16 protein-coding genes and 1 tRNA gene are annotated in these 21723 nt (G+C 58.8%); 11 read left to right on the top strand and 6 right to left on the bottom strand.

The genetic code is table 11. From position 1 onward, the window contains the following. Positions 1-4: 4 nt before the first annotated feature. The 4 genes from ACP6KB_RS15960 to ACP6KB_RS15945 all read right to left on the bottom strand — a co-directional run bounded on the left by ACP6KB_RS15960 (position 5) and on the right by ACP6KB_RS15945 (position 5118). Complete coding sequence (locus tag ACP6KB_RS15960) at positions 5-1168, bottom strand: PilZ domain-containing protein (protein ID WP_442107981.1); 1164 nt, start codon at positions 1166-1168, stop codon at positions 5-7. Positions 1169-1183: 15 nt separating this feature from the next. Next, positions 1184-2707 carry a glycosyltransferase gene (locus tag ACP6KB_RS15955; RefSeq protein WP_442107979.1) on the bottom strand — a complete coding sequence of 508 codons (1524 nt, stop codon included), beginning with the start codon at positions 2705-2707 and terminating at the stop codon, positions 1184-1186. A gap of 154 nt (positions 2708-2861) precedes the next feature. Then, positions 2862-4187: a nucleotide sugar dehydrogenase gene (locus ACP6KB_RS15950; RefSeq protein WP_442107977.1), complete on the bottom strand. Its 1326-nt coding sequence runs from the start codon at positions 4185-4187 to the stop codon at positions 2862-2864. Then, positions 4156-5118: an IS30-like element ISPsme1 family transposase gene (locus tag ACP6KB_RS15945; protein ID WP_442107591.1), complete on the bottom strand. Its 963-nt coding sequence runs from the start codon at positions 5116-5118 to the stop codon at positions 4156-4158. The genes ACP6KB_RS15950 and ACP6KB_RS15945 overlap by 32 nt, the downstream gene beginning before the upstream one ends. Positions 5119-5901: 783 nt before the next feature. On the opposite strand from ACP6KB_RS15945, the gene ACP6KB_RS15940 reads away from it, so the two are divergent. From ACP6KB_RS15940 to ACP6KB_RS15915, 6 genes are all read left to right on the top strand, one after another. Beyond that, the gene (locus tag ACP6KB_RS15940; protein ID WP_442107975.1) at positions 5902-6309 is read left to right on the top strand and encodes a helix-turn-helix domain-containing protein; all 408 of its coding nucleotides are present in this window, start codon (positions 5902-5904) and stop codon (positions 6307-6309) included. A gap of 78 nt (positions 6310-6387) precedes the next feature. Then, positions 6388-7026 (top strand): response regulator transcription factor GacA, encoded by a 639-nt coding sequence (gene gacA, locus ACP6KB_RS15935; RefSeq protein WP_133215797.1) that lies wholly within the window; start codon positions 6388-6390, stop codon positions 7024-7026. 4 nt (positions 7027-7030) lie between these two features. Then, positions 7031-8854 (top strand): excinuclease ABC subunit UvrC, encoded by a 1824-nt coding sequence (gene uvrC, locus ACP6KB_RS15930; protein ID WP_442107972.1) that lies wholly within the window; start codon positions 7031-7033, stop codon positions 8852-8854. A gap of 32 nt (positions 8855-8886) precedes the next feature. Then, entirely contained in the window at positions 8887-9447 is a 561-nt protein-coding gene (pgsA, locus tag ACP6KB_RS15925; RefSeq protein WP_442107970.1) for a CDP-diacylglycerol--glycerol-3-phosphate 3-phosphatidyltransferase, read from the top strand. Between the two features lie 62 nt (positions 9448-9509). After that, positions 9510-9585 (top strand) — tRNA-Gly (locus ACP6KB_RS15920). Positions 9586-9811: 226 nt separating this feature from the next. Then, positions 9812-11743, top strand: a complete 1932-nt coding sequence (locus ACP6KB_RS15915) for a tyrosine-type recombinase/integrase (protein ID WP_023098570.1) — start codon at positions 9812-9814, stop codon at positions 11741-11743. Positions 11744-11862: 119 nt separating this feature from the next. On the opposite strand, the gene ACP6KB_RS15910 is transcribed toward ACP6KB_RS15915, so the two are convergent. Beyond that, positions 11863-14247, bottom strand: coding sequence for a type I restriction endonuclease (locus tag ACP6KB_RS15910; RefSeq protein ID WP_023098571.1), 2385 nt, complete (start codon positions 14245-14247; stop codon positions 11863-11865). A 356-nt stretch (positions 14248-14603) separates the two neighbouring features. On the opposite strand from ACP6KB_RS15910, the gene ACP6KB_RS15905 reads away from it, so the two are divergent. Further along, a complete protein-coding gene (locus tag ACP6KB_RS15905; protein WP_074198449.1) occupies positions 14604-15773 on the top strand; it encodes an RES family NAD+ phosphorylase in 1170 nt (389 codons plus the stop codon). A 25-nt stretch (positions 15774-15798) separates the two neighbouring features. Here ACP6KB_RS15905 and ACP6KB_RS15900 read toward each other — a convergent pair whose 3' ends face one another. Continuing rightward, on the bottom strand, positions 15799-16740 hold the full coding sequence (locus ACP6KB_RS15900) for a LysR family transcriptional regulator (protein ID WP_023098573.1): 942 nt from the start codon (positions 16738-16740) through the stop codon (positions 15799-15801). 266 nt (positions 16741-17006) lie between these two features. Between ACP6KB_RS15900 and ACP6KB_RS15895 the strand changes: the two genes are divergently transcribed. The 4 genes from ACP6KB_RS15895 to ACP6KB_RS15880 are packed head-to-tail and all read left to right on the top strand — an operon-like array spanning position 17007 to position 21723. Beyond that, positions 17007-18518: an MFS transporter gene (locus ACP6KB_RS15895; RefSeq protein WP_023098574.1), complete on the top strand. Its 1512-nt coding sequence runs from the start codon at positions 17007-17009 to the stop codon at positions 18516-18518. A gap of 14 nt (positions 18519-18532) precedes the next feature. Then, positions 18533-19105, top strand: a complete 573-nt coding sequence (locus ACP6KB_RS15890; RefSeq protein WP_023098575.1) for a TetR/AcrR family transcriptional regulator — start codon at positions 18533-18535, stop codon at positions 19103-19105. After that, positions 19102-20634: an efflux transporter outer membrane subunit gene (locus ACP6KB_RS15885; protein ID WP_023098576.1), complete on the top strand. Its 1533-nt coding sequence runs from the start codon at positions 19102-19104 to the stop codon at positions 20632-20634. Before ACP6KB_RS15890 ends, ACP6KB_RS15885 begins: the two co-directional genes overlap by 4 nt. Before the next feature lie 15 nt (positions 20635-20649). Continuing rightward, positions 20650-21723, top strand: a complete 1074-nt coding sequence (locus ACP6KB_RS15880; protein WP_225321759.1) for an HlyD family secretion protein — start codon at positions 20650-20652, stop codon at positions 21721-21723.

The following is a 21723-nucleotide window of genomic DNA, read 5'->3' as shown; positions in this document are numbered from 1 at the left end:
GCGCTCAGCGCGAGGCCATGAATGGCAAACCGAGGAACAGGTCAACCGCCACCGGCTTCTGGTAGGCCTGGCGCGGCAACGGCGTGTCCGGGGCGATGGTCAGGGCCAGGTTCTTGTTGGCTTCATCGACACGCGAATCAACGACCTTGCCGCTGAAGCGCTCATCGAGGCCGAACACTTTCAGCTCCACCGAAGTCACCCGGCTGATATCGGCCAGCTTGTCGAAGGGCACATTGGCGGTAACGAACAGGTTTTCATCGCGTGGCAGCAGGTGCATCAGCGGCGCTTGCTTGTAGCCATAGCCATCCAGCGGCTTGCCAGGGAAGTACACTTCGCAATCGCACGGACTGTTGATCACCGTTTCAATCGTCGCGCGGCCGAGCAAGGTCTGCAGATCGCCCGGTGCCAGGTCGGCCAAGGCCTTCATGTCGGCAGGGCTGGTGAAGCTGGTGGCCAGTTGCGTGGAGATATTGGCTAGCGGCTGGCCGGCTTTCACCTCGGTCTGCCCGGGTTGCAGGAGAAACTTCACATAGCCGTTGTCGGGCATGCTGATCACCTGGGCGTTGGCCGAGACCTGGGCCTGCACGGCCGGAATGCGGAAGAACAACTGGTAGCTCTTGTACGCCACGAAGCCCAGGGCGGCGAGTCCGGCTGCGGCGTAGAGCAGAGTACCGGTCACTGCTTTGAGGCGATCAGCGCTGCTGCGGGCACTGGCGTGCTGTTGCTTGCGCTCCTTGATGTAGTTTTCCCGCTGCATCACATTGAACAGGCCGTTGATGTCGGCAATCTCGCCCGACAGGTAGGCGCTGATGATGTAGCGCAGGATGTCGCGCTTCTGTGCATCGAGGTCAACGAACTGCGCGCCGACTTCTTCACCGCGCTGGGACACGATGCGCACTTTGCTGTCCAGGCTCAGGTCAACCTGATTCAGGCGCAGGCGGATCGAGGCGTTGTACAGGCTGCCAGTGGTCAGCGGTTTGTCGTGACGCAGGCCGATACCGCCCAGGGAGATGTCCTGCAGGCTGGTTTCGATGTTCGGTTGCCCGGCGGCGCTCAGGGTGACCCGGGCATTGATGCGGGTGCGCACGTACTGGCGTTCGTCGATCGCTTCATGAACCACATTGGCTGCAGTCTTGGCAGAAACGGTAGGTGTACTTGAGCTACTCATGGCAGGCGCCTTTCCTTAACGTTGCGTGAGTTCGAGAAGAACCGAGATGACCCCGAAGAAGATGGCGATCGATGAAAACAGCATCGCCTTCGAGGACCAGCGGTTCAGGGCGGCATCGAAGTTGACGCTACCGTTGCTTAATGTGGTTTTTTGTCGGGTCCAGCGCTGCTGGTCCATGTGGAACAGCGCGTAGATCTTCATCACCGAGCCGACAATCTGGTTGTAATAAAGAACGAAGGGGTACACCGGGCTCACTGGATGGCCTGCGAACAGGAACAGCACGGTGACAATGCTGCGCGACAGCAGCACCCAGAACAGGTACACCAGCAGGTACTGGATGCCGAACACCAGGCCGGCCACCACCGAGGCGGTCAGGCCCATCAGGCAGGTCCACATCGACACCCGCTGATCGAGCAGCACGTACAGGGTGAACAGGCCCAGGCGCGCGCGGCCGAGCAGGGCGGTGGCACGGAAGTTCTGGCGCAGCGAGTTGCCGTACCAACGGAACATCAGTTGCCGGGTGGCACGCCAGAAGCTGTTATCGGGTGGATGCTCGACGGTCAGGGTATTGCTGTCGGGTACGTAGAAGGTGTCCCAGCCCGCGCGCATCAGGCTCAGCCATGAGGACTTGTCGTCCCCGGTGAGGAACTGGAAGCGGCCCAGGCGCCAGTGCTCGAGAAAATCGGCTTCGACATCGCGGATGAAGTCGGGGTCGGTCATGACGCTGGCGCGAAAGAACGACAGGCGACCGGTCAAGGTCAGCACGCGATGCGAGAGCGCCATCGAACACATGTTGATGTGCCGCTGCACGAAACGCATCGAGTGCCACTGGCGCATCAGGTTGCTGCCTTCGACCTCGCAAAACTCGTTGGTGGTCAAGCCGCCGACTTTAGGCAGGTAGGCGAATAGCTTGACCGCGCGCTCGACGCAACCAGGCAACATCATGGTGTCGCCATCGACCACGCCGACCACCGAGTCTTCCAGCGGCATCTGGCGCGACAAGGCACGGAAGGCGTGGGCCAGGCCGTCACGCTTGCCGGTGCCGCGGGCGCGGACGATCACCAGTTTGATGTCGTCGCGGTCGGTGACTTCGTTACGCATGATCTGCTTGATGAACTGCTCGTCGCCCTTTTCGACGATCGAGGCAATCACCGTGCACGGTACCTTCAGCCGTTGCACCTCCTGGAATACCGATTGGTAGACCTTGAAGGTGGTGTGGGTGGGGATGCGAAAGCTGGTGACCACCATGAACATATGGGCTGGTAGCGCTGCGTCACCCATGCGCTCGACCGCTTTGCGGATGCGTGGAAACTTCCAGTGCAGGAAGTACATGCCGCGCAGAAAGTGCACGATGGCATTGCCATAGCGCCACATCCCCAGGGTACCGATGATGAAGATGAAGCTGTGGTGGCTGGGGTCCAGATACGCCGGGGCGATCATCTCCGAGGCCAGTGCAATCAGGCCGAACAGGCAGGCCCAGGCGCAGAAGCTCGCGGCGGCCCGGCGTGCGCCGCAAGGCGGTTGTTGCTGTCGTTCCATCTAACCGTTGCTCCGTTGTACAGGCGCTGCAGCCTGAGCGAAACGCGCACTTACCGGGCCCGGCCGCAGGGCGGCAGGCAAAGGTAGGTGTTCAGTTCGCTCAGGCGCAGGTGTGGATACTGCTTACCGGGTGCTCTCTACGGAGCGTGGGGCGTTACCAGCAGATACCCTGTTGATTGCGGTTGCTGGCGTGCGGCATGAAGCCGACCAGGTCGATGACCTGCTTGCCTTCGCTGACATCCAGGGCCTGGGCGAAGCGGTCGTCGTTGTTGCCCAGGACGATGACATCGGCGCCGTTGATCACCTGGTCAAGATCGCTGCAGAGCAGGGAAGACACGTGCGGGATCTTCGATTCGATGTAGTCGCGGTTGGCACCAAACACCCGGGCGTACTCGACGTTGGCGTCGTAAATGCTCAGCTCATAACCTTTGCCGATCAGCATTTCGGCCAGCTCCACCAGTGGGCTCTCGCGCAGGTCATCGGTGCCGGACTTGAAGCTCAGGCCGAGCAGGCCGATACGGCGTTTGTCCTGACGGGCGATCAGGTCGTAAGCATTGCGCACCTGATTGCGGTTGCTGTCCATGATTGAGGCCAGCAGCGGATGCTCGACGTCCAGCTGGCCAGCGCGGTAGGTGAGGGCGCGCACGTCTTTGGGCAGGCAAGAGCCACCGAAGGCGAAGCCCGGGCGCAGGTAATAGCGCGACAGGTTGAGCTTGTAGTCCTGGCAGACCACGTCCATCACTTCCCGGCCATCGACGCCCGAAGCTTTGGCGATATTGCCGATTTCGTTGGCAAAGCTGACCTTGGTCGCGTGCCAGACGTTGCAGGTGTACTTGATCATTTCGGCGACTTCGATCGACTTGCGAATCACCGGTGCATCAAGGCCTTTGTACAACGATTCGAGCAGGTCACCGGAATGTTGGTCGAGCTCGCCGATCACCGTCATGGCGGGGAAATCATAATCCTGGATCGCGGTGCTTTCGCGCAGGAACTCGGGGTTGACTGCCACTCCGAAATCGACACCGGCACGTTTGCCCGAGGCTTTTTCAAGCAGCGGAATCACCACGTTTTTCGCCGTGCCTGGCAGGACGGTACTGCGCACCACGATGGTGTGGCGGCTGGCTTTGTCGCGCAGCGCCATGCCGATTTCGTTGCACACCGCTTCCATGTAGACCAGGTCCAGGTCGCCGTTTTTCTTGCTCGGCGTGCCAACGCACAGCAGCGACAGCTCGGTTGCCAGCACGGCGGCCTGGACGTCGGTGGTGCCACGCAGACGCCCCTGGTTCACGCCGTTGAGCAGCAGTTGCTCAAGCCCTGGCTCGACAATCGGCGATTTACCCTGGTTGATCATGTCGACCTTGTCCTGGGAAATGTCGACCCCCAGCACCTGGTGGCCGCGTGCGGACAAACAGCCCGCACAGACCGCACCCACATAACCCAGCCTGAATTCAACACATAAGTGCAACGCTCGCCCCTGCATAAACTTCGTACGGCGTCTTCCAGCCCAGGCGTTTTCGCGGGCGTAAATTGATCTTCGTTACCACGCGACTGACCGCCTCGACGGTCAGCTTGCTGAAGTCGCCGCCCTTGGGAAAATACTGCCGGAGCAGGCCGTTGGTATTTTCATTAGTGCCTCGCTGCCAGGATGAATAGGGTTCTGCAAAAAAGACTTGGCACTGGCTCCGATGCGCAATGCGTTCATGCCCGGCAAACTCCTTCCCGTTATCCAGCGTCAGCGTGTGAACAGCATGCCCCTTGAGCAACAGATTGATCGCCCGCGTTACCTGCCGGCGCGTCCTGCGCTTGACCGGATAGGCGCTCAGGTAGCCGCTTTTACGATCAACCAGCGTGACCAGATTGCCGCCTACGCCATGCACCGTGTCACCCTCCCAATCACCTAGACGCTCGCGGGCTTCGACCTCAGCAGGGCGCTCGGTTATCGATACGCGATTACGCAACTGTCCGCGCCGGTCGTGGCTTCCGTAGCGTTTTCGGTACAGCTTCCTGCGGTGCCGCAAATACTTGTATAACTCGCCACCTGCGTGTTTGTCGGTGGCGATAAACCGATAAATCCACTCGTGACTGACCGCGCGCTCCGGCTGCTCTTGCTTCAGGCGCTGAGCAATCTGCTCCGGGCTCATACCGTGTTTTAGCCAGAGCGGCAGATAATGGCTGAACCACGTTAATGGCTTGCAGTGCTTGCGCGCCTGCGCTCGACGGGCATCACTTTCATGGGTCGCAGCAACCGCTTTGTAGGTCTTCTGGGAGCTGTTGCGGCGAACCTCACGACTGATCGTCGAGGGATGTACGCCAACCTGTTTCGCGATGCTTGCCTGGCTTTTTCCGGCGCTCAGACCGGCCTCAATCTGGTAACGTTGGCCCTGAGTCAGCTGCCGGTAATGCGTAGTCATCTGCGCTTGAATCCTTCGGTGTGAGAGCCTGGATTCTACCGGTGGCTGACTCTCTGCCTATCGTTTCAAACGTTGCACTTATTCTATGAATTCAGGCAGTCCAAAAATACTGATATTCATAGTTCCCTCTGCCGTGATCAGTACTGTGGTTGCAGTACTGACGCGGTTACTCAGTTTATCGGTGAAGTCGACGTTGCAAGCACACATGAGTACATCGCGCGCTGAACAGGCGATGGCCGTGTTGTTCGTTGTCTTATTTCTATCCTAAGGGGGAGTTTTTTAGTTACGCAAGCAATCTGTTCTATGTAATTAGAATTAATTCACAATTTCTCTGTTAAGTTTAAAAAACACTTAAAAATCAATTAGTTAAAGTTGTCAATAAGTTGCATGTCAAAAAACAGTCTCAGTCTTTATGCCAAATTACAGGCGTCAGAAAATCGTGTTTTCGTGGGTTTTTGACGATCTTCTGGCGGATTTTCAGGTGCTTTTTTCATCTCGCACGGGCGTTAGTTGTGCGTTTGAAGTTGTTGACAGTGAAGGCAGATAGATAGTGTTTTATTCAGCTGAAGTTCACTGTTTCAGGCAGCAAAGTTGCTCTTATGGCTTATGGCCATCAAGTAGTGGCTTGGGCGATGATGGCCCTGTACAGACAAGCACAGACAGGAAGTGCGTCCGTTCACTTGTGCAGTGCTGGCATTCCTGTGCATAGTGCAGCCTGAGCGGCCGGGCTAGCGCGTTTGCGCGGGTGGCCAGCATGGAGATGTACAAGGAATTTGAATGGCGATGAACGGAATCGGATCCCGACTGCGGGAAGAAAGGGAGCGTCTGGGCCTGACTCAGCGCGTATTCGGTGACATCGGTGGGGTAGAGCCCAACGCGCAAGGCAAGTACGAGAGCGGCGAACGTACACCCAAGGCGGATTACCTGGCAGCGCTGGCCGCGCGCGGTGTCGATGCCCTGTATGTGTTGAGTGGTACCCGCACGCCCGTCCCCCAAGGCAGCCTGAGCCCCGACGAGCACCGCTTGCTCGGGACCTTTCGCGATTTGCCTGCCATGGATCAGGCCGTGATACAGCAATTGCTTGGCCGTCTTGCCGAGGCGCTGCCGAGGGTGCGCTCGACCGCTCCGGGGCGCGAGAGCAACGCCTTTGCCCGGATGGCGGGCAAAGGCAAAATGACGTCGCTGCGATGACGTGTTCCGTTAGCTCTGGCGCTAGGTTTTTTGCTAAGGTGGCGGGATCCAATTGCCGCCGCAGTGTGAGGTGTCTGCTTGATTAGGGTCCTGGTGGTCGATGACCACGATCTGGTACGTACGGGCATTACCCGTATGCTGGCCGATATCGATGGCTTGCAGGTGGTGGGCGAGGCTGATTCTGGCGAGGCGTCGTTGAAGGTTGCGCGCGAGCTCAAGCCTGATGTGGTCCTGATGGATGTAAAAATGCCCGGGATCGGTGGCCTTGAGGCCACACGCAAATTGCTGCGCAGCCACCCGGATGTGAAAGTGGTCGCAGTGACGGTGTGTGAAGAAGACCCGTTCCCCACCCGCCTGTTGCAGGCCGGCGCCGCCGGTTACCTGACCAAGGGCGCGGGGCTGGACGAAATGGTCCAGGCCATTCGCCTGGTGTTTGCCGGGCAACGCTACATCAGCCCGCAGATTGCCCAACAGTTGGCACTCAAGTCGTTCCAGCCGCAAGGCTCGCCATTTGATGCATTGTCGGAGCGGGAAATCCAGATCGCCCTGATGATCGTCGGATGCCAGAAGGTGCAGATCATTTCCGACAAGCTGTGCCTGTCGCCGAAAACGGTCAATACTTACCGTTATCGGATCTTTGAAAAGCTCTCGGTCACCAGCGACGTCGAACTGACGCTGCTTGCTGTCCGCCATGGCATGGTTGACGCCAATCTCTAGGCTCATGACCCCTGTGTTCGATTCAAGTGCATTCTTGGCGACCTGCAGCGGTCGCCCGGGCGTCTACCGGATGTTCGACGGTGAGGCCCGGCTGCTGTACGTCGGCAAGGCCAAGAACCTGAAGAAGCGCCTGGCCAGTTACTTTCGCAAAACTGGCCTGGCGCCGAAGACGGCTGCCCTGGTGGCGCGCATCGCCCAGGTCGAAACCACCATCACCGCCAACGAAACCGAAGCGCTGCTACTCGAGCAAACGCTGATCAAGGAGTGGCGGCCGCCTTACAACATCCTGCTGCGTGACGATAAGTCCTACCCGTATGTGTTCCTTTCTGACGGCCCGTTTCCGCGCCTGGGGATTCATCGTGGGGCCAAGAAGCAGAAGGGCAAGTACTTCGGCCCGTATCCCAGCGCCGGTGCGATTCGCGAAAGCCTGAGCCTGTTGCAGAAAACCTTTTTCGTTCGGCAATGCGAAGACAGCTACTACAGCAACCGCACCCGGCCGTGCCTGCAGTACCAGATCAAGCGCTGCAAGGCGCCTTGCGTCGGCCTGGTTGAGCCGGAGGAATATGCCGTTGATGTGCGCCACTCGGTGATGTTCCTCGAAGGCCGCAGCCATCAGCTGACCAACGAGCTGAATGCCGAAATGGAACAGGCGGCCATGGCCCTGGCCTTCGAGAAGGCGGCCGAACTCCGCGACCAAATCGCCTTGCTGCGCCGGGTGCAAGACCAGCAAAGCATGGAAGGCGGCAGTGGTGACGTCGACGTCGTGGCCGCGTTCACCAACCCGGGCGGTGCTTGCGTGCACCTGATCAGTGTGCGCGGCGGGCGGGTGTTGGGCAGCAAGAATTTTTTTCCGCAGGTTGGCATCGAGGAGGAGGTGGCTGACGTCATGGCCGCGTTCCTTTCCCAGTACTACATCGGCAATGCCGAGCGCGACCTGCCAGGCGAGCTGATCGTCAACGTGGTGCATGACGATTTCGCTGCCATCACGGCGGCCATTGAATCGCTGCGCGGGCGCGAGCTGAGCATCAGCCACCGCGTGCGCGGCACCCGTGCGCGCTGGCAGCAGTTGGCGGTGACCAACGCTGAACAGGCGCTGAGTGCGCGCCTGGCTAACCGTCAACACATGGCCGCACGGTTTGAAGCGCTGGCCCAGGTCCTGGCCCTTGATGAAGTGCCGCAGCGCCTGGAGTGTTATGACATCAGTCACTCCAGCGGTGAGGCCACCGTTGCTTCTTGTGTGGTGTTCGGCCCGGAGGGGCCGCTGAAGTCCGACTACCGGCGTTTCAATATCGAAGGGGTTACCCCGGGCGACGACTATGCCGCCATGCACCAGGCCCTGACGCGCCGTTTCGGGCGGATCAAGGACGGCGAGGGCAAGTTGCCGGATGTGCTGCTGGTGGACGGTGGTAAAGGTCAGTTGAACATGGCCCGCGACGTGCTGCAGGAGTTGGCGGTTCCCGACCTGATCCTGCTGGGCGTGGCCAAAGGTGTCACGCGCAAGGCCGGTTTCGAAACCCTGTACCTCAACGATGTGGCCCATGAGTTCACCCTTAAAGGCGACTCACCGGCGCTGCACCTGATTCAGCAGATCCGTGACGAAGCGCACCGCTTTGCGATTACCGGCCACCGTGCGCGGCGTGGCAAGGCGCGGCGTACCTCAAGCCTGGAAGATGTCGCCGGGGTAGGGCCGAAACGCCGCCGCGACCTGCTCAAACACTTTGGTGGCCTGCAGGAACTGAGCCGCGCCAGCATCGACGAAATTGCCAAAGCGCCGGGAATCAGTAAAAAGCTTGCCGAGTCGATTTATGCCAACCTGCATAGCGAGTAGAATGCACGCTCACTTTGCAGCCAGTTGTGCCGATGAATATCCCAAATCTACTTACAGTTCTTCGCGTCCTGCTCATACCGATCTTCATTTTGCTGTTTTATGTTCCGTATCACTGGAGCTATATCGCAGCGAGCAGCGTCTTTGCCATTGCGGCGGCCACTGACTGGCTCGACGGCTACCTGGCCCGTCGTCTGCAGCAAAGCACGCCATTTGGCGCCTTCCTCGACCCGGTCGCCGACAAGCTGATGGTCGCCGTGGCGCTGGTGCTGTTGGTGCAAGTGCATGCGAACTTCTGGCTGACCTTGCCAGCCGCGGTGATCATCGGTCGTGAGATCGTGGTCTCGGCGCTGCGCGAATGGATGGCCGAGCTGGGCGCGCGGGCGCATGTGGCGGTGTCGAACCTGGGCAAATGGAAGACTGCGGCGCAAATGCTGGCGCTGGTGATCTTGCTGGCCAACCCGCCGGTGCTGACGTTCTGGGTCATCCTCGGCTATGCCTTGCTGATGGTCTCTGCTGGCCTGACGTTGTTGTCGATGGTGCACTACCTGCGTGCTGCCTGGCCGCACCTGCGCGAAGGTTCGGAACAAAAATAAAACTTTTTTGAATCAAGGGCTTGACGGCGTTTGATGAATCTATAGAATGGCCGTCACCAAATGCGGGAATAGCTCAGTTGGTAGAGCACGACCTTGCCAAGGTCGGGGTCGCGAGTTCGAGTCTCGTTTCCCGCTCCAATTTAGGATCTACAGACTTCCACTGATGTCTGTAAGTCGTTGAAAAAAGGGGCTTCGGCCCCTTTTTTCATTCCAGGGCCGTCCACCGAAATCCACCGGCAGCCAGTGTTTTTAAGGCCAAAATTGAGGCCAAAGAATACGGGTGGATCCAGGACCGGATTGTTGCTGGGCCAGGAGTGGAACCGTGACGAGCATTGAGCCTAAGTCTCAACTTAGGAGCTCGATGATGGCACTCTCTGATCTGATCGTCCGCCAGGCCAAGACCACTGGCAAACTCTACAACCTCCCCGATCTTGATGGCCTCGGCCTGGTAGTCTCACCAGTCGGTGGAAAGTCGTGGCACTTCCGTTACTACTGGCTAGGCAAGCAAAAACGCATCTCACTGGGCAACTATCCTGAGATCGGTTTGCGTGATGCTCGCATCCTGCGTGACGAAGCTAGAGCCCTGCTGGCCAAGGGCATCAATCCGCACACCGATCGCAAGCAGAAGCGGCACGCCATTCAGCTTGCCGCCGAGCATACCTTCAAGGCGGTCTTCGACGCCTGGGTGGAGCATCGCCGCAAGGAACTCAAGGAGGGTCGTCAAAGCACGCTCTCGCAGATTCTGCGGATCTTTGATCGCGACGTGCTGCCGAGCCTGGGCAAGATGTCGATCTTCGACATCCGGCGACCTCAGCTTCTGGGGGTCCTGGCAAAGATTGAGGAACGCAAGGCTTTCACCACTGCGGAAAAGGTTCGAACCTGGTTCCGGCAGATGTTCCGCTATGCCCTGGTGATCGCCGAAGGAATGGAGGTCAATCCGGCCTCAGATCTTGACGTGGTTGCGGCCCCCAAACCGCCGACGGCCCACAACCCCTATCTGCGCCTGCATGAGCTGCCCGAGATGCTCCTGAGGCTACGCGACTATCGTCGGCGTGGTCTGCAGACGCAGTTGGGCATCCGCCTCCTGTTCCTGACGGGTGTGCGCACCGGAGAGCTGCGCCTAGCGACCCCCGATCAGTTTGACCTAGATCGTGGCCTGTGGATCATCCCGCCTGAGTTCGTCAAACAACTGCAGGACGAGATGCGCAAGGCTGGCAAGCGGCCCCAGGATGTTCCGCCCTATGTCGTTCCGCTGTCCCTGCAGGCCATTGAGGTGGTGCGCTATCTCCTCGGTGAAATGAAGCCGGCTCAGCGCTATCTCCTTGCACATCGCAGTGAGCTCAAGAAACGCATCAGCGAAAACACGCTCAACAGCGCTTTGCGCCGGATGGGCTATGAAGACCAACTGACCGGCCATGGCATCCGTGGCACTCTGTCGACGGCGCTCAATGAGGTTGGATATCCCAAAATCTGGGTGGACGCCCAGTTGTCCCATTCCGATCCGAACAAGGTCAGCTCTGCGTACAACCATGCCAAGTATGTGGAACCACGGCGCCGGATGATGCAGGACTGGGCCGACCGCCTGGACCTTCTGGAGCAGGGGCAGGTGGAGGCTGCGAGCACGCATCTGACGATCCACATCGAAGGTGTGCCGACGATGGCTGACGACGAGAAACTGGCCGAGGCTGCGATCGTAGCGGCAATGGGTGGTGTGCCGTCCGCGGATGGCGTACCCATTGTTGTCAGTGCTGGGAGTCAAGGCGTCGCGTTCCAGCGCCTATCTCCTGTGCCCATCGTGCAGGCCCCGGTGGCGCGGGAGCCTGCGGTGTCGGACATCCAGCGCGAGCGAGAGGAGATGCTGGAGATCTACGAGGCGTCGAGCAGCTTGCCCGTGCCCCTATTCGCCAAGCTGGCGGGCAAGTCCAAGGACCAGATAAACCGCGAACTGAAGGCGGGCAAGCTGCTGTCCATCAGCATTGGCAACCGCGGACAGCGAGTGCCCGACTGGCAGTTGGTGCCGCTCAAGCTCAAGCTTGCGCAGGTGATGCTGAAGCGCGCCTCACACGCCGAATCATGGGCGCTGTATCACCTGTTGACAAAACCTCAGCCTGGGCTGGGCGATCGCGTAGCCATCGACTTAGTGACGCCGACCAACCTGGATAAGGTAGTGCAGGCATTGCTGACCGCAGCACAACCCGCATTGGAGGTTCCTATTGATTCGCCTGAGTTCCCGGATCCGGTTCGCGAAAGCGTGAGGCGTCTCGTGGACAGAGCAGCCGTGCTCGAGGTTGGGTAGGATTGTGCTGAGCGAGGGGCTAGAACGCATCGTTGTCCCTCGCCCAGCAATCTTCAATAGTTAGGCCATATTCTCCGTCTGCTGGACTGCGCGCCCTTCCGAAAGTTGACCAAGCTGGCTCAGTTTTCCGGCGAAGGTTCTTCCGCATCGTTCAGTGCTTCACCTAATTTGGGAAGAATCACCGCACTGAGTTGGGACTTCGCCCATTCGCTTCTTGCGTGGGTCTCGAAGGCCGCAAGGACCCCGAGTGCCGTATGAACCCGCGAGAGCAAGGCGATTGAGCCTGAATGGGCCGCAGTCGCGACCCAGTTGTCCGCCTGATCCTCATCGCCGGAAAGATAGTCTAGGATGCCGAGCGTGATCGGCTCAATGATCCCCGCTTCTGAATCCACGATTGATATACCATTGGGTAAGTCTACCGTGGGTAGCATTCGAAGCGATTGCGGGCCACGATTTCCTCGAAGAGGCATTGGGCACGTCGCAATCTGCAGGAGCAGGTTCGGGTCTTCTCTGCGCGCCCCATGTTCTCCTTCCACCTCGAAAGGCGTGGATGCCACGTGAGACAGAATTAGCCATGGGTGGATGTTTTTGTAGGCGACCTGTTCATCATCACCGAGATCAATCTCGTGATGAACCCCCTCAATGACCACAAAGGCTTTGCCATCGAGCTGGTGCTTGATGTCCACCAAAGTGCCATCAGGCAGCGCCAGTGCATAGTGGCCACCTGCATCCAGTACCTCGCGTTCGGGCGGTATGTCCACCAGGGCAGTGATGAGGCCGACGGGCAGGCCGCTTGGCCGTTTGGCCGCATCGACAAGGGCTTGAGCCGCAACCACTTCACCGAGTGGAAGATTACTTGCCGCGCCGGAGATCCAGGCAGCAGCTTCGTGCAGGTCGTTCTTTGACCGCTGCACGATTTCGTCTGCCAGCGCGTGTGCCATCTCGCTTGCCAGCAACTCTGGCAGTCGAATCAAAATCGTAGCTCCTGCGACGTCGTGCATGTCAGGGCGAACGAATCCATGATCAATCAGCCACTGAAGATCATCGGGTTCAAGCTCCGCCCTTACCGCAGCACGGCGGATTACACCCATCTCCATTTGTTGGAGCGCAATTTCTGGTGGCCGTGTTCTGTCTTGTGCATCCGCAATCATCGAGCGCGCTAAGCCCCTGAACCTCCGCCGCAGTTCGTGGTCGTTTGCGAAACGTGTTCGTACGAGCTGCATCAACCGTGGCCCGAGCAGCGAGGGCAGTGAGAGGGCCTGCGTATCTGGCTTGCCTGTGAGTGCTGCATGACCATATCCGCTGATCGCCCGCAGCACCCATGGTTCTCGATACTCGGGGGTCATATCAGCGCCATGCATCAAGTACAGGCGGCGCTTTCCCAAAAGAGCATGAGCAAGCTTGAACTCCCGGTCACTCAGATATCCGACGCGCACTACCTTGGATCGGCGCCCCAATGGAGAAAGAGAGCGCTGGTTTGGTGCTTTGAGCACGCTCTGCGCCACAGTGTCATCCATCGCGAGCACGACTGACAGCGACGCGCCAAAAGTGCTGGAGGTGAGATCTTCGATCTCGCGCAGGGACGTGGTGTCGGCCACGTGCAACCCGTCAAACGCCAAAACCAACCTCACGCCGTCGTGTTTTGAGACACGGATCAGCCAGTTACGGGCCTCTTGAGGGGACACGGGCCAACTCAGCGATCGCGAGAGGGCATCGGCCAGTGTTTGGAGCGCGCCGCCTCCAACACCCGTCTCAACGTACAGGATAGCGAGCGTATCGCTTTGCTCTGTGCGTGCGCAAAGTTCGCGAAGCACGTTGCTTTTTCCAGTGAGAGGCGAGCCTTCTAGAATCAGCAATCGCTCACCCGTAACCAAGCTCCGCCACAACTGATGTGTTGCAGCACGTGGAGCTAGGAATTCAGCAGCGAACGGAAGAGCTGGTTCGTCCCAGGACGCTGTGAGCTCTGCGATCGTCTCCGAGGACACGAGGCGAACGGCCTGCATCCATACAGTCGGTGTGGTACCCATCAAGGTATCGACGGCATGCCGGACGTCGGCACCTGCGACGCGGCTCGCTTGCGTTATGAGGTCCTGGAACGCATCTTCTGTCGGGGTTGCTGGTTGCCAGGGATTCCCCGTGGAGGTTTCAAGGATCCTGACGGCGGTGCCGTTAGTGATCACCACAAGCGGCGCCGGAGGCTGGACCAATCGTGCATACGACAACCCTTGTGCGCTGTCGTCATCGGTCAGGGTGATGCCGGGTCTCTTAAGCTCCATGATGGCCAGAGGCTTTTCATCCTTCTCCAGAAGGATGTCTAGTCGGGCCTCGGCACGGGATTTCCCGGCATCGACCTCCAGGGTCTGGCGTCCGAATTTGAAAGTGAACTTGATCTGGTGCTTGATGGCGCCGTCTGGCATCCAAGGAAATGCCACTTTGATCGCCGCCCGGACGCGTGCTTCCAGATCGGCTTCCGTCTCTTCAGTTGTCGCTCGTTTGCTTGGCATAGTGCTTCCTTGTGTGCCCAGGTTCATTTTCCATGTTGGCCAGCTTAACCAACTCCAGAGGTTGGCGCCCGTCGCATCGCTCCCTGGCAGCGGTCTAAGTTCGCCGATGTTGGCAAGCCCATGTCATAGTTCTGTCAATTGATGGAGTTGACAAACTGCTTTGGGGCTTCCGTATGGGTTTTATATGCGCTGATTGTGTTGGAGAGACGTATCTACAGCGGCTGGTGCGAGACGCCGCGACATCCGAGAACTCTTGCGAGTACTGCGATGGTGATGCACCTGCAGCAGACCTTTGGGAGGTCGCCCAACTTTGCGGGGAAGTTATCGATACGTTTTTTGAGGAATCTAGCCACACCATGGCGGTGATCCACTTCGGCCGAACGCCGGCCGGGAATGACCTGCAGGCCACGATTTCGGAGCTGACCGGCATTCCTCAGGAGGCCGTCGAGGTGGTCGTCGAACATCTCGGCACGCTATGGTACGACGCTGACTCGGGAGAGTCTCGCTACGGCGATGACGACCCCTGGTTTGTCCTCAGGTCTTCTATGGCGGAGCCGCTCGGGCACGCATGGCGCGAGATGGAAGACAGCCTGCGCTCTGACATACGCTACTTCAATCCCAAGGCGCTAACATTGCTCAGCACGATCTTCGGCGAGCTCATCAATGATCGAGACAAAGAGGGCCAGCCGGTCGTTATCGATGCGGGACCACATACATCATTGAAGACGCTCTACAGGGGGCGAGTATTCCAAACTGACGAAGCACTTGTTGCCGCGCTTCGTTGGCCTGAACGATTTCTGGGGTCACCTGCGGCGGGACTTGGCGCTGCCGGCCGAATGAACGGGCAGGGCCAGCCTGCGTTCTACGGCGCCACGGATCCTGATATTTGCATTGCCGAGGTACGCCCACCAGTGGGCAGCCGGATTGCTATGGCGGCATTCGAGGTGATTCGCCCGCTGCGCTTATTGGATCTTCGGCGACTGGCTAACGTCGAGCTGCCACCCGGTACAAGCCTCTTCGATCCGGCGACACGTGCCGCAGCGCAGCGACGCGACTTTCTGAGGACGTTGGGCGAGCGCCTGTCGGCACCTGTGGTCCCTGAACTGCAAGATCGAGACTATCTCGTGACGCAGGCCGTTGCCGACTATCTTGCTGCCCATCATAAATTGGCTGTCGACGGCATCATCTACCCATCGGCGCAAAGCCGTCGCCCAGATGAGCCGCCGGCAGGAGATAACGTTGTGTTGTTTCGAAAAGCCTGCGATGTAACTCTCTCCGATGCCGAGGACGCGACTGCCCAAATCGCGCTATGGGAGTATGAGGAGGATGGGCCTGGCCGCTGGTTCCGTCCATCGATCAATTTCATGGACCGGAACGCGTCGCGGCATGGGCACCGTGCGGTGCATCCGGCGCTATCGTTGAGACGGGACTCGATTGTCATTCATGAAATATCAGCCGTACGTTACTACAGCAAGCCGCATCCCGTGGAAAGCGTCACTTCACTCAATGACCGACATTATGGATGATTGGGTTTTTGCAAATCGAACTGTATTAACAGTCGCTGAGATCGTCGCCCAGCTCCCTGAGCGCGCGGTCTACAAATCCTGTCAAGCTTTCTGGCGTGTCCTCACGCATCTTTCGAAGTAGGAATGTTGTCAGCATTGGGCTTTGCATGGATATTGGGCGTGTGACGACGTCGGAGCATTTGCAAGCGTCCGATTGAGGGGTGGTAACAAACCCAACACCATATCCGGCAGCTACCAACGTCATGAGCATACTCAAGGAGGTTGCTTGCCCTATAAAATTGGGCTGAACGCTAGATCCGCGCAGTAAGTTTTCGATGCTATGGAAATAGCCTTCACACACCTCCGGGTGGCACCCTACTAATGGGTATCGAAGCAGTTCCTCAAGTGGCACTCTTGCGTAGGCAAGTAATGGATGTCGCCTAGGTATGGCCAGCACGAGCCTTTCTTGCCATAGAGGCAATGAAACGATGTCGTCGCCGGTGCTGCTCATGCGAGAAAACCCAATATCAAAGGTGCCATCGCGAAGTCCTCGCAATTGTTCAGCTAGGGTCACCTCTGATATTCGTACTGAAATCTCAGGTTGCTCCTCTCTTAGATTTGCAAGAAATGCTGCAAGTCTCGGCTGAGTAAGCCCGTCGCAAATCGCAAGGTGATAAGAGTTTGCCTGGCCTGCTGCGGCAGCTTTTGCTTCTTCAATCGCATTTTCCAGTGCTAGGAAGACCCGCCTCGCTTCTCGCTGGAAGGCTTCTCCAGCTGGCGTCAGATACGTCCCGCGCCGGTTGCGTTCAAACAAGCGTGCACCAACGTGCTCCTCAAGCTCCTTGATGGCCCTGGACAACGGGGACTGCTCAATGTGAAGCCTCGCTGCAGCCCTGCAAAAGTGCAGTTCTTCGGCCAATGCCATAAAGCAACGCAAATGTCGTAGTTCCATTCGACTCCATTGAGCCCCTCGGGGCTTGATGAGCATGACCGTGCTTCCCGCGCAGCGGGCGCGCGCAGTCTCCAGAGGCGCTCCGTGTCAGGCCAAAGTGCTTGCGCTGCGCGCTCCGCGACCAGGCATGTGTCAGACGCCGCGCAGTCAGCGCTGCTCCACGAGTGGCAGAGCAACAAGCAGCACTTGGCACATGATTCAAGCTTGTAACTGTACAGGATGCAATGTACAGTCTCAACCTGCATGAACCGCATGCAGTCTCGTGAAGGCTGCTGCGTCGTCTCACTTCGGAATTCAGAACAATGGAAATAGCAACCCTCTCAACATCAAGGCGATGGCTCCTGCTGGTCACCGTTGCGGCGGGCCTCCTGCTGGTCACGGTCGACTATTCAGTGCTCTACACAGCGCTGCCAATACTGAGCCGTGAGCTGCATGCGTCTCCGACGGAGGGCTTGTGGATCATCAACGCTTATCCGTTGGTCATGGCCGGGCTGCTACTGGGGGCCGGAACCCTCGGCGATCGACTTGGTCATCGGAGGATGTTCCTCGGGGGGTTGGTCATTTTCGGCATCGCGTCGATAGCTGCCGCCTTCGCCCCAAGCTCTACCGTCTTGATCGGTGCCCGCGCTGCCTTGGCTGTAGGTGCTGCGGCAATGATGCCGGCAACGCTTGCGCTGATACGTATCACCTTTGTCGACGAGCGAGAGCGCAATATTGCGATATCGATCTGGGGCTGCATCGCCATCGTCGGTGCGGCACTAGGTCCGATCATTGGTGGACTCCTTCTGGCGCGGTTTTGGTGGGGGTCGGTCTTCCTCATCAATGTCCCGGTAGTTGTGGTGGCCATCATCGGGACGTTGATTTTTGCCCCGTCAGGTTCAATCGAAAAAGAAAAGCCCTGGGATCTTGCTTCCTCGTTACTTGCGCTAGTCGCCTTGTCGGCGCTGACCCTCGGGATCAAGCATCTTGCCCAGGCCCATCCTGATTGGCTTGGGGCTGGCGTTGCTTGGTTGGTTGCAGTTGGCGCGGGGTATGTCTTCGTTCGTCGGCAAACTCAATTGCCTCATCCGCTGCTCGACTTCTCAATCTTTCGCAATCCAGCGTTCTCCGCAGGGGTCATCGCTGCGGCCCTGACCATGTTCTCAGTTGGGGGTACCCAGTTGGCGACCACCCAGTACTTCCAGCTGGTCGCAGGCTTTACCCCCTTGCAGGCAGGCTTGCTTGTGTCCGTAGTCGTGGTTGGCACGGTTCCAACGGCTCTGCTTGGCGGAGCATTTCTGCACAAGCTCGGTTTGCGCATGCTGATTTCCAGTGGCCTAGCCATTGCGGCGCTCGGTGCTTTCGCGACATCGGCAGGTCTTCACTACGGAATCGGTTGGCTGATAGCCGGCATGGTCTTGAACGGTGCTGGACTCGGCCTCGTGATGGCCGTGGCGTCCGCAGCTATTGTTGGTAATGCCCCTCCCGAGCGGGCTGGCATGGCCTCATCAGTCGAAGAGGTTTCCTACGAGTTTGGCGGCCTCATCGCTGTCGCGCTGCTCGGCAGCCTATTGGGAATGCTGTATTCCACAGGCGTGGAATTTCCGCCAGGAACACCTGACATTGCTGCTTCGGGCGTTGCGCAGGCTTTTGAGCTCGCCACGCAGGGCGGTCAGACAGATCAAGAGATTATTGAAGCCGCGTCATTGGCATTTGCAAATGCCTACGTCGTAGTGCTGTGGGTTGTTGGGGGAATCCTGGGCATTGGCGCAGTCGTCGCACGCCGCATGCTGCGTGCGTATGGGCCAGGCTCATCTGCGTCCTCAATTCATTAATGGAGTTTCGGTATATGCGCTCAAGCAATCGTACAAAAATCCTCGACGCGGCGATTCGTGTCGTCAGTCGAGAAGGAATAACCGCTCTCGCCTATGAGTCAATCTCCGCCGAAGCCGGGTTGACCCGAGGAGGCATGCTGTATCACTTCCCATCGCGTGAAGCCTTGCTGTTGGGGCTTCACGAATATGTTTCCCAGCAATGGGAAAGCGGCCTGGAAGCCGCGGCCGGAAAAACTGCAGCGGAGGCTACGGCACAGGAGCGCTTCGCAGCATATGTGAAGGTGGCCACCCAAATGAGCGCCACTCGCGTGGAGCTGCAGTTCATGCTGGAGGGCTCTACCAGTCCTGAGCTGGCGGCCCCTTGGACGGATGTCATTACTCGGTGGGCACCGGGATTGGCCGGTGAAGCAACGGATGACGATGCGATGCACTGGATTGTCCGCCTGGCCGCCGATGGTCTTTGGGCATATGAGTCAATTACGAACCAGGCCATCCCTGCGGAATTGCGGGAACGTATCAGCAAGCAACTGTTAAGCATGCTCCCTGGAGCGTCCGTCTCCGACAAAGACGGGAAGGGCTCCGTATGACTTACAAGCCTGGCGATCAAGGCGCTAGTACGCCACGCCTGTGCGCCTCTCGGAGGTCTCCAGGCGCTACGCCTCTCGGCACTGTTGCCGCTGGGGTTTTGATTAGCTTGCTTGCCGGCTGCACCTCTATGGCCCCGCCGGATGCAACTCCGCCGCTGCCTGTTCCCAATGCGTGGCTGGATGTCAGCACGCGACCGGGCAGCGTAGGCCGACAAGCAACTGAGCTTGCTTGGGATCAGTACTTTGCCGACCCACTTCTGCGCCAACTGATTGCGACAGCGCTGGAAAACAATAAGGATCTGCGCTCTGCGGTACTTCGTGTCGAAGAGGCTCGTGCAGCCTTCCGCATCCAGCGCTCCGAGAGTTTTCCGGGGATCGGTGTTGGAGGGAAAGCAGCACGGTCAAGAGTCCCTGCAGACCTCAACCCACCAGGTGTACCCCAGGTGGGCGGGGAGTACCGAGCTGAGGTAGGCCTCAGCAGTTGGGAACTTGATCTCTGGGGGCGAATCCGTAGCCTTAATCGGTCAGCGCTGGAAAGCTGGTTGGCCACGGATGCAGCGCATCAAGCTGTACGGATCGCCTTGATCACGCAAGTCGCAGACGGCTATCTAGGGCTGCGAGAACTGGACGATCGGGTCGCGATCGCCCAGCAAACGGTCGCCAGTCGCGAAGAGTCCTATCGCATTTTCGAGCGCCGATATCAGGTTGGATCGACCTCCAAACTTGCTCTCACCCAAGTTCAGACGCTCCTGAACCAGGCCAAATCTCTGCAGGTACAGCTCGCCAAGCAGCGGGCGAATCAATACCACGCCCTGGCGCAGCTGCTTGGCAGCGGTACTGACCTCGAGTGGCCGGTAAAGCAAATGCCTGAGCCTGCGGACTTCATCGAATTGACGCCTGGGCTACCGTCGGAGTTACTGGTGAACCGCCCCGATGTTCTTTCAGCCGAACATCGCTTGCGTGCGGCGAATGCCAACATCGGTGCAGCACGTGCCGCCTTCTTTCCACGTATTGCCTTGACCGGCACGTGGGGCACTGCAAGCTCACAGCTCAACGACTTGTTCGAGTCAGGTAGTCGAGCGTGGGCGTTCGTCCCCACAGTTTCCCTGCCCATCTTCGACGGTGGGCAAAGGCGGGCCAGTCTCGATTTGTCCGAAGTCCGGCGGGACATGGCGATCACAAGCTATGAGCAGACTGTCCAGACCGCCTTTCGGGAGGTTGCTGATGCGCTATCCGACCAACGATGGCTTGCCGATGAGCTGAGTATCGCGCGCACTTCTTTGGATGTTCAGCAAGAACGTGCGCGCCTTGCACAACTGCTCTACGACAACGGCTCTGCAGCCTACCTGGAAGTGTTGGACGCACAGCGCGACCTGCTTGATACCCAGCAGTCACTCATCCAGGTGCGTCGCTCGTTCCTCTCCAGTCAGGTGGCGTTGTACGCCGCGCTTGGTGGTGGAGCAGATCTTCAATCTCGCTCCATGCCTGTGCACCCCGCACAGGCAGAGACTCCTTCCTCCATTCGGTGAATGACGCACATGACTATGTCTATTTCCTTGAAAAATAAAGTTGTACCGGCAGTGCTGATAACAGGCGCGCTCCTGGCCGGCTGGTGGTACTGGTCGTCACAATCTGGCGATGCCTACGGCGAAGGATTCGTCAGTGGCAACGGGAGAATCGAAGCGATTCAAACGGACATTTCAACCAAGCTCGGAGGGCGCATCGAGCAGGTGTTGGTGCGCGAGGGGCACGTGGTCAAAGCTGGCGACCCGTTGGCGAGGATGCAAGTGGACATCCTGCAAGCACAGCGCGCGGAAGCGGATGCGGGGCGCCAGAGAGCTGAGCATGCGGTCAGCTCAGCAGAAGCCCAAGTGGCACTGAACAAGAGCAACCTGGTTGCCGCGCAAGCCGTGGTTGCGCAGCGAGAAGCTGAACTGGACGCGGCACGTCGCCGCGTCGCGCGGTCGGAGGTCCTGTCGAAAGAAGGTGCCTCGTCGGTTCAAGAGTTGGATGACAACAGAGCGACTGTGCGTGGTGCTCAAGCGGCTGTCGCGGCTAGCGTCGCGCAGGTGTCGGCCGCGCAGGCCGCGGTCAAAGCGAGTGAAGCGGATGTGGTGGGCGCTCGATCCGCCGTCGTTGCAGCCCTCGCCACGGTCAGCCGCATCGATGCCGACATCAACGACAGCGAGTTGCGTGCGCCCAGAGATGGCCGCGTGCAGTTTCGCGTTGCCGAGCCGGGTGAGGTACTAAGCCCTGGCGGGACGGTGTTAAACATCATCGACCTGTCCGATGTTTATATGACCTTCTTTCTTCCGGAGAAGGCAGCAGGACGTATCGCACTTGGCAGCGAAGTTCGCATTGTTCTGGATTCAGCCCCCGACAATCCGATCAAGGCAACGGTCTCCTTTGTTGCCAGCAATGCTCAATTCACACCTAAATCCGTAGAAACCGCCAGCGAACGCCAGAAGCTGATGTTTCGGGTGCGTGCCCAAGTCTCCGAAGACTTCTTGCGTCGCCATGCCAAGGAGGTCAAGGCAGGTGTGCCAGGCGTCGCTTGGGTAAAACTCGATGCCGAGTCTCCTTGGCCCACTCCACTTGCCATTCGCGCGCAGGAGTGA

It is taken from the genome of Pseudomonas sp. NUPR-001, from assembly GCF_052147955.1.
Classification (GTDB): Bacteria; Pseudomonadota; Gammaproteobacteria; order Pseudomonadales; family Pseudomonadaceae; genus Aquipseudomonas.
The sequence above is the reverse complement of the archived record's forward strand: the minus strand, read 5'-3'. Positions and strand labels throughout refer to the sequence as shown.

What these genes read in the sequence shown, in the direction of transcription:
- ACP6KB_RS15960 (WP_442107981.1), bottom strand. Translation starts at nt 1,168, where the DNA reads ATGAGTAGCTCAAGTACACCTACCGTTTCTGCCAAGACTGCAGCCAAT.
- ACP6KB_RS15955 (WP_442107979.1), bottom strand. Translation starts at nt 2,707, where the DNA reads ATGGAACGACAGCAACAACCGCCTTGCGGCGCACGCCGGGCCGCCGCG.
- ACP6KB_RS15950 (WP_442107977.1), bottom strand. Translation starts at nt 4,187, where the DNA reads ATGCAGGGGCGAGCGTTGCACTTATGTGTTGAATTCAGGCTGGGTTAT.
- ACP6KB_RS15945 (WP_442107591.1), bottom strand. Translation starts at nt 5,118, where the DNA reads ATGACTACGCATTACCGGCAGCTGACTCAGGGCCAACGTTACCAGATT.
- ACP6KB_RS15940 (WP_442107975.1), top strand. Translation starts at nt 5,902, where the DNA reads ATGAACGGAATCGGATCCCGACTGCGGGAAGAAAGGGAGCGTCTGGGC.
- uvrC (WP_442107972.1), top strand. Translation starts at nt 7,031, where the DNA reads ATGACCCCTGTGTTCGATTCAAGTGCATTCTTGGCGACCTGCAGCGGT.
- pgsA (WP_442107970.1), top strand. Translation starts at nt 8,887, where the DNA reads ATGAATATCCCAAATCTACTTACAGTTCTTCGCGTCCTGCTCATACCG.
- ACP6KB_RS15915 (WP_023098570.1), top strand. Translation starts at nt 9,812, where the DNA reads ATGGCACTCTCTGATCTGATCGTCCGCCAGGCCAAGACCACTGGCAAA.
- ACP6KB_RS15910 (WP_023098571.1), bottom strand. Translation starts at nt 14,247, where the DNA reads ATGCCAAGCAAACGAGCGACAACTGAAGAGACGGAAGCCGATCTGGAA.
- ACP6KB_RS15905 (WP_074198449.1), top strand. Translation starts at nt 14,604, where the DNA reads ATGGCGGTGATCCACTTCGGCCGAACGCCGGCCGGGAATGACCTGCAG.
- ACP6KB_RS15900 (WP_023098573.1), bottom strand. Translation starts at nt 16,740, where the DNA reads ATGCTCATCAAGCCCCGAGGGGCTCAATGGAGTCGAATGGAACTACGA.
- ACP6KB_RS15895 (WP_023098574.1), top strand. Translation starts at nt 17,007, where the DNA reads ATGGAAATAGCAACCCTCTCAACATCAAGGCGATGGCTCCTGCTGGTC.
- ACP6KB_RS15890 (WP_023098575.1), top strand. Translation starts at nt 18,533, where the DNA reads ATGCGCTCAAGCAATCGTACAAAAATCCTCGACGCGGCGATTCGTGTC.
- ACP6KB_RS15885 (WP_023098576.1), top strand. Translation starts at nt 19,102, where the DNA reads ATGACTTACAAGCCTGGCGATCAAGGCGCTAGTACGCCACGCCTGTGC.
- ACP6KB_RS15880 (WP_225321759.1), top strand. Translation starts at nt 20,650, where the DNA reads ATGTCTATTTCCTTGAAAAATAAAGTTGTACCGGCAGTGCTGATAACA.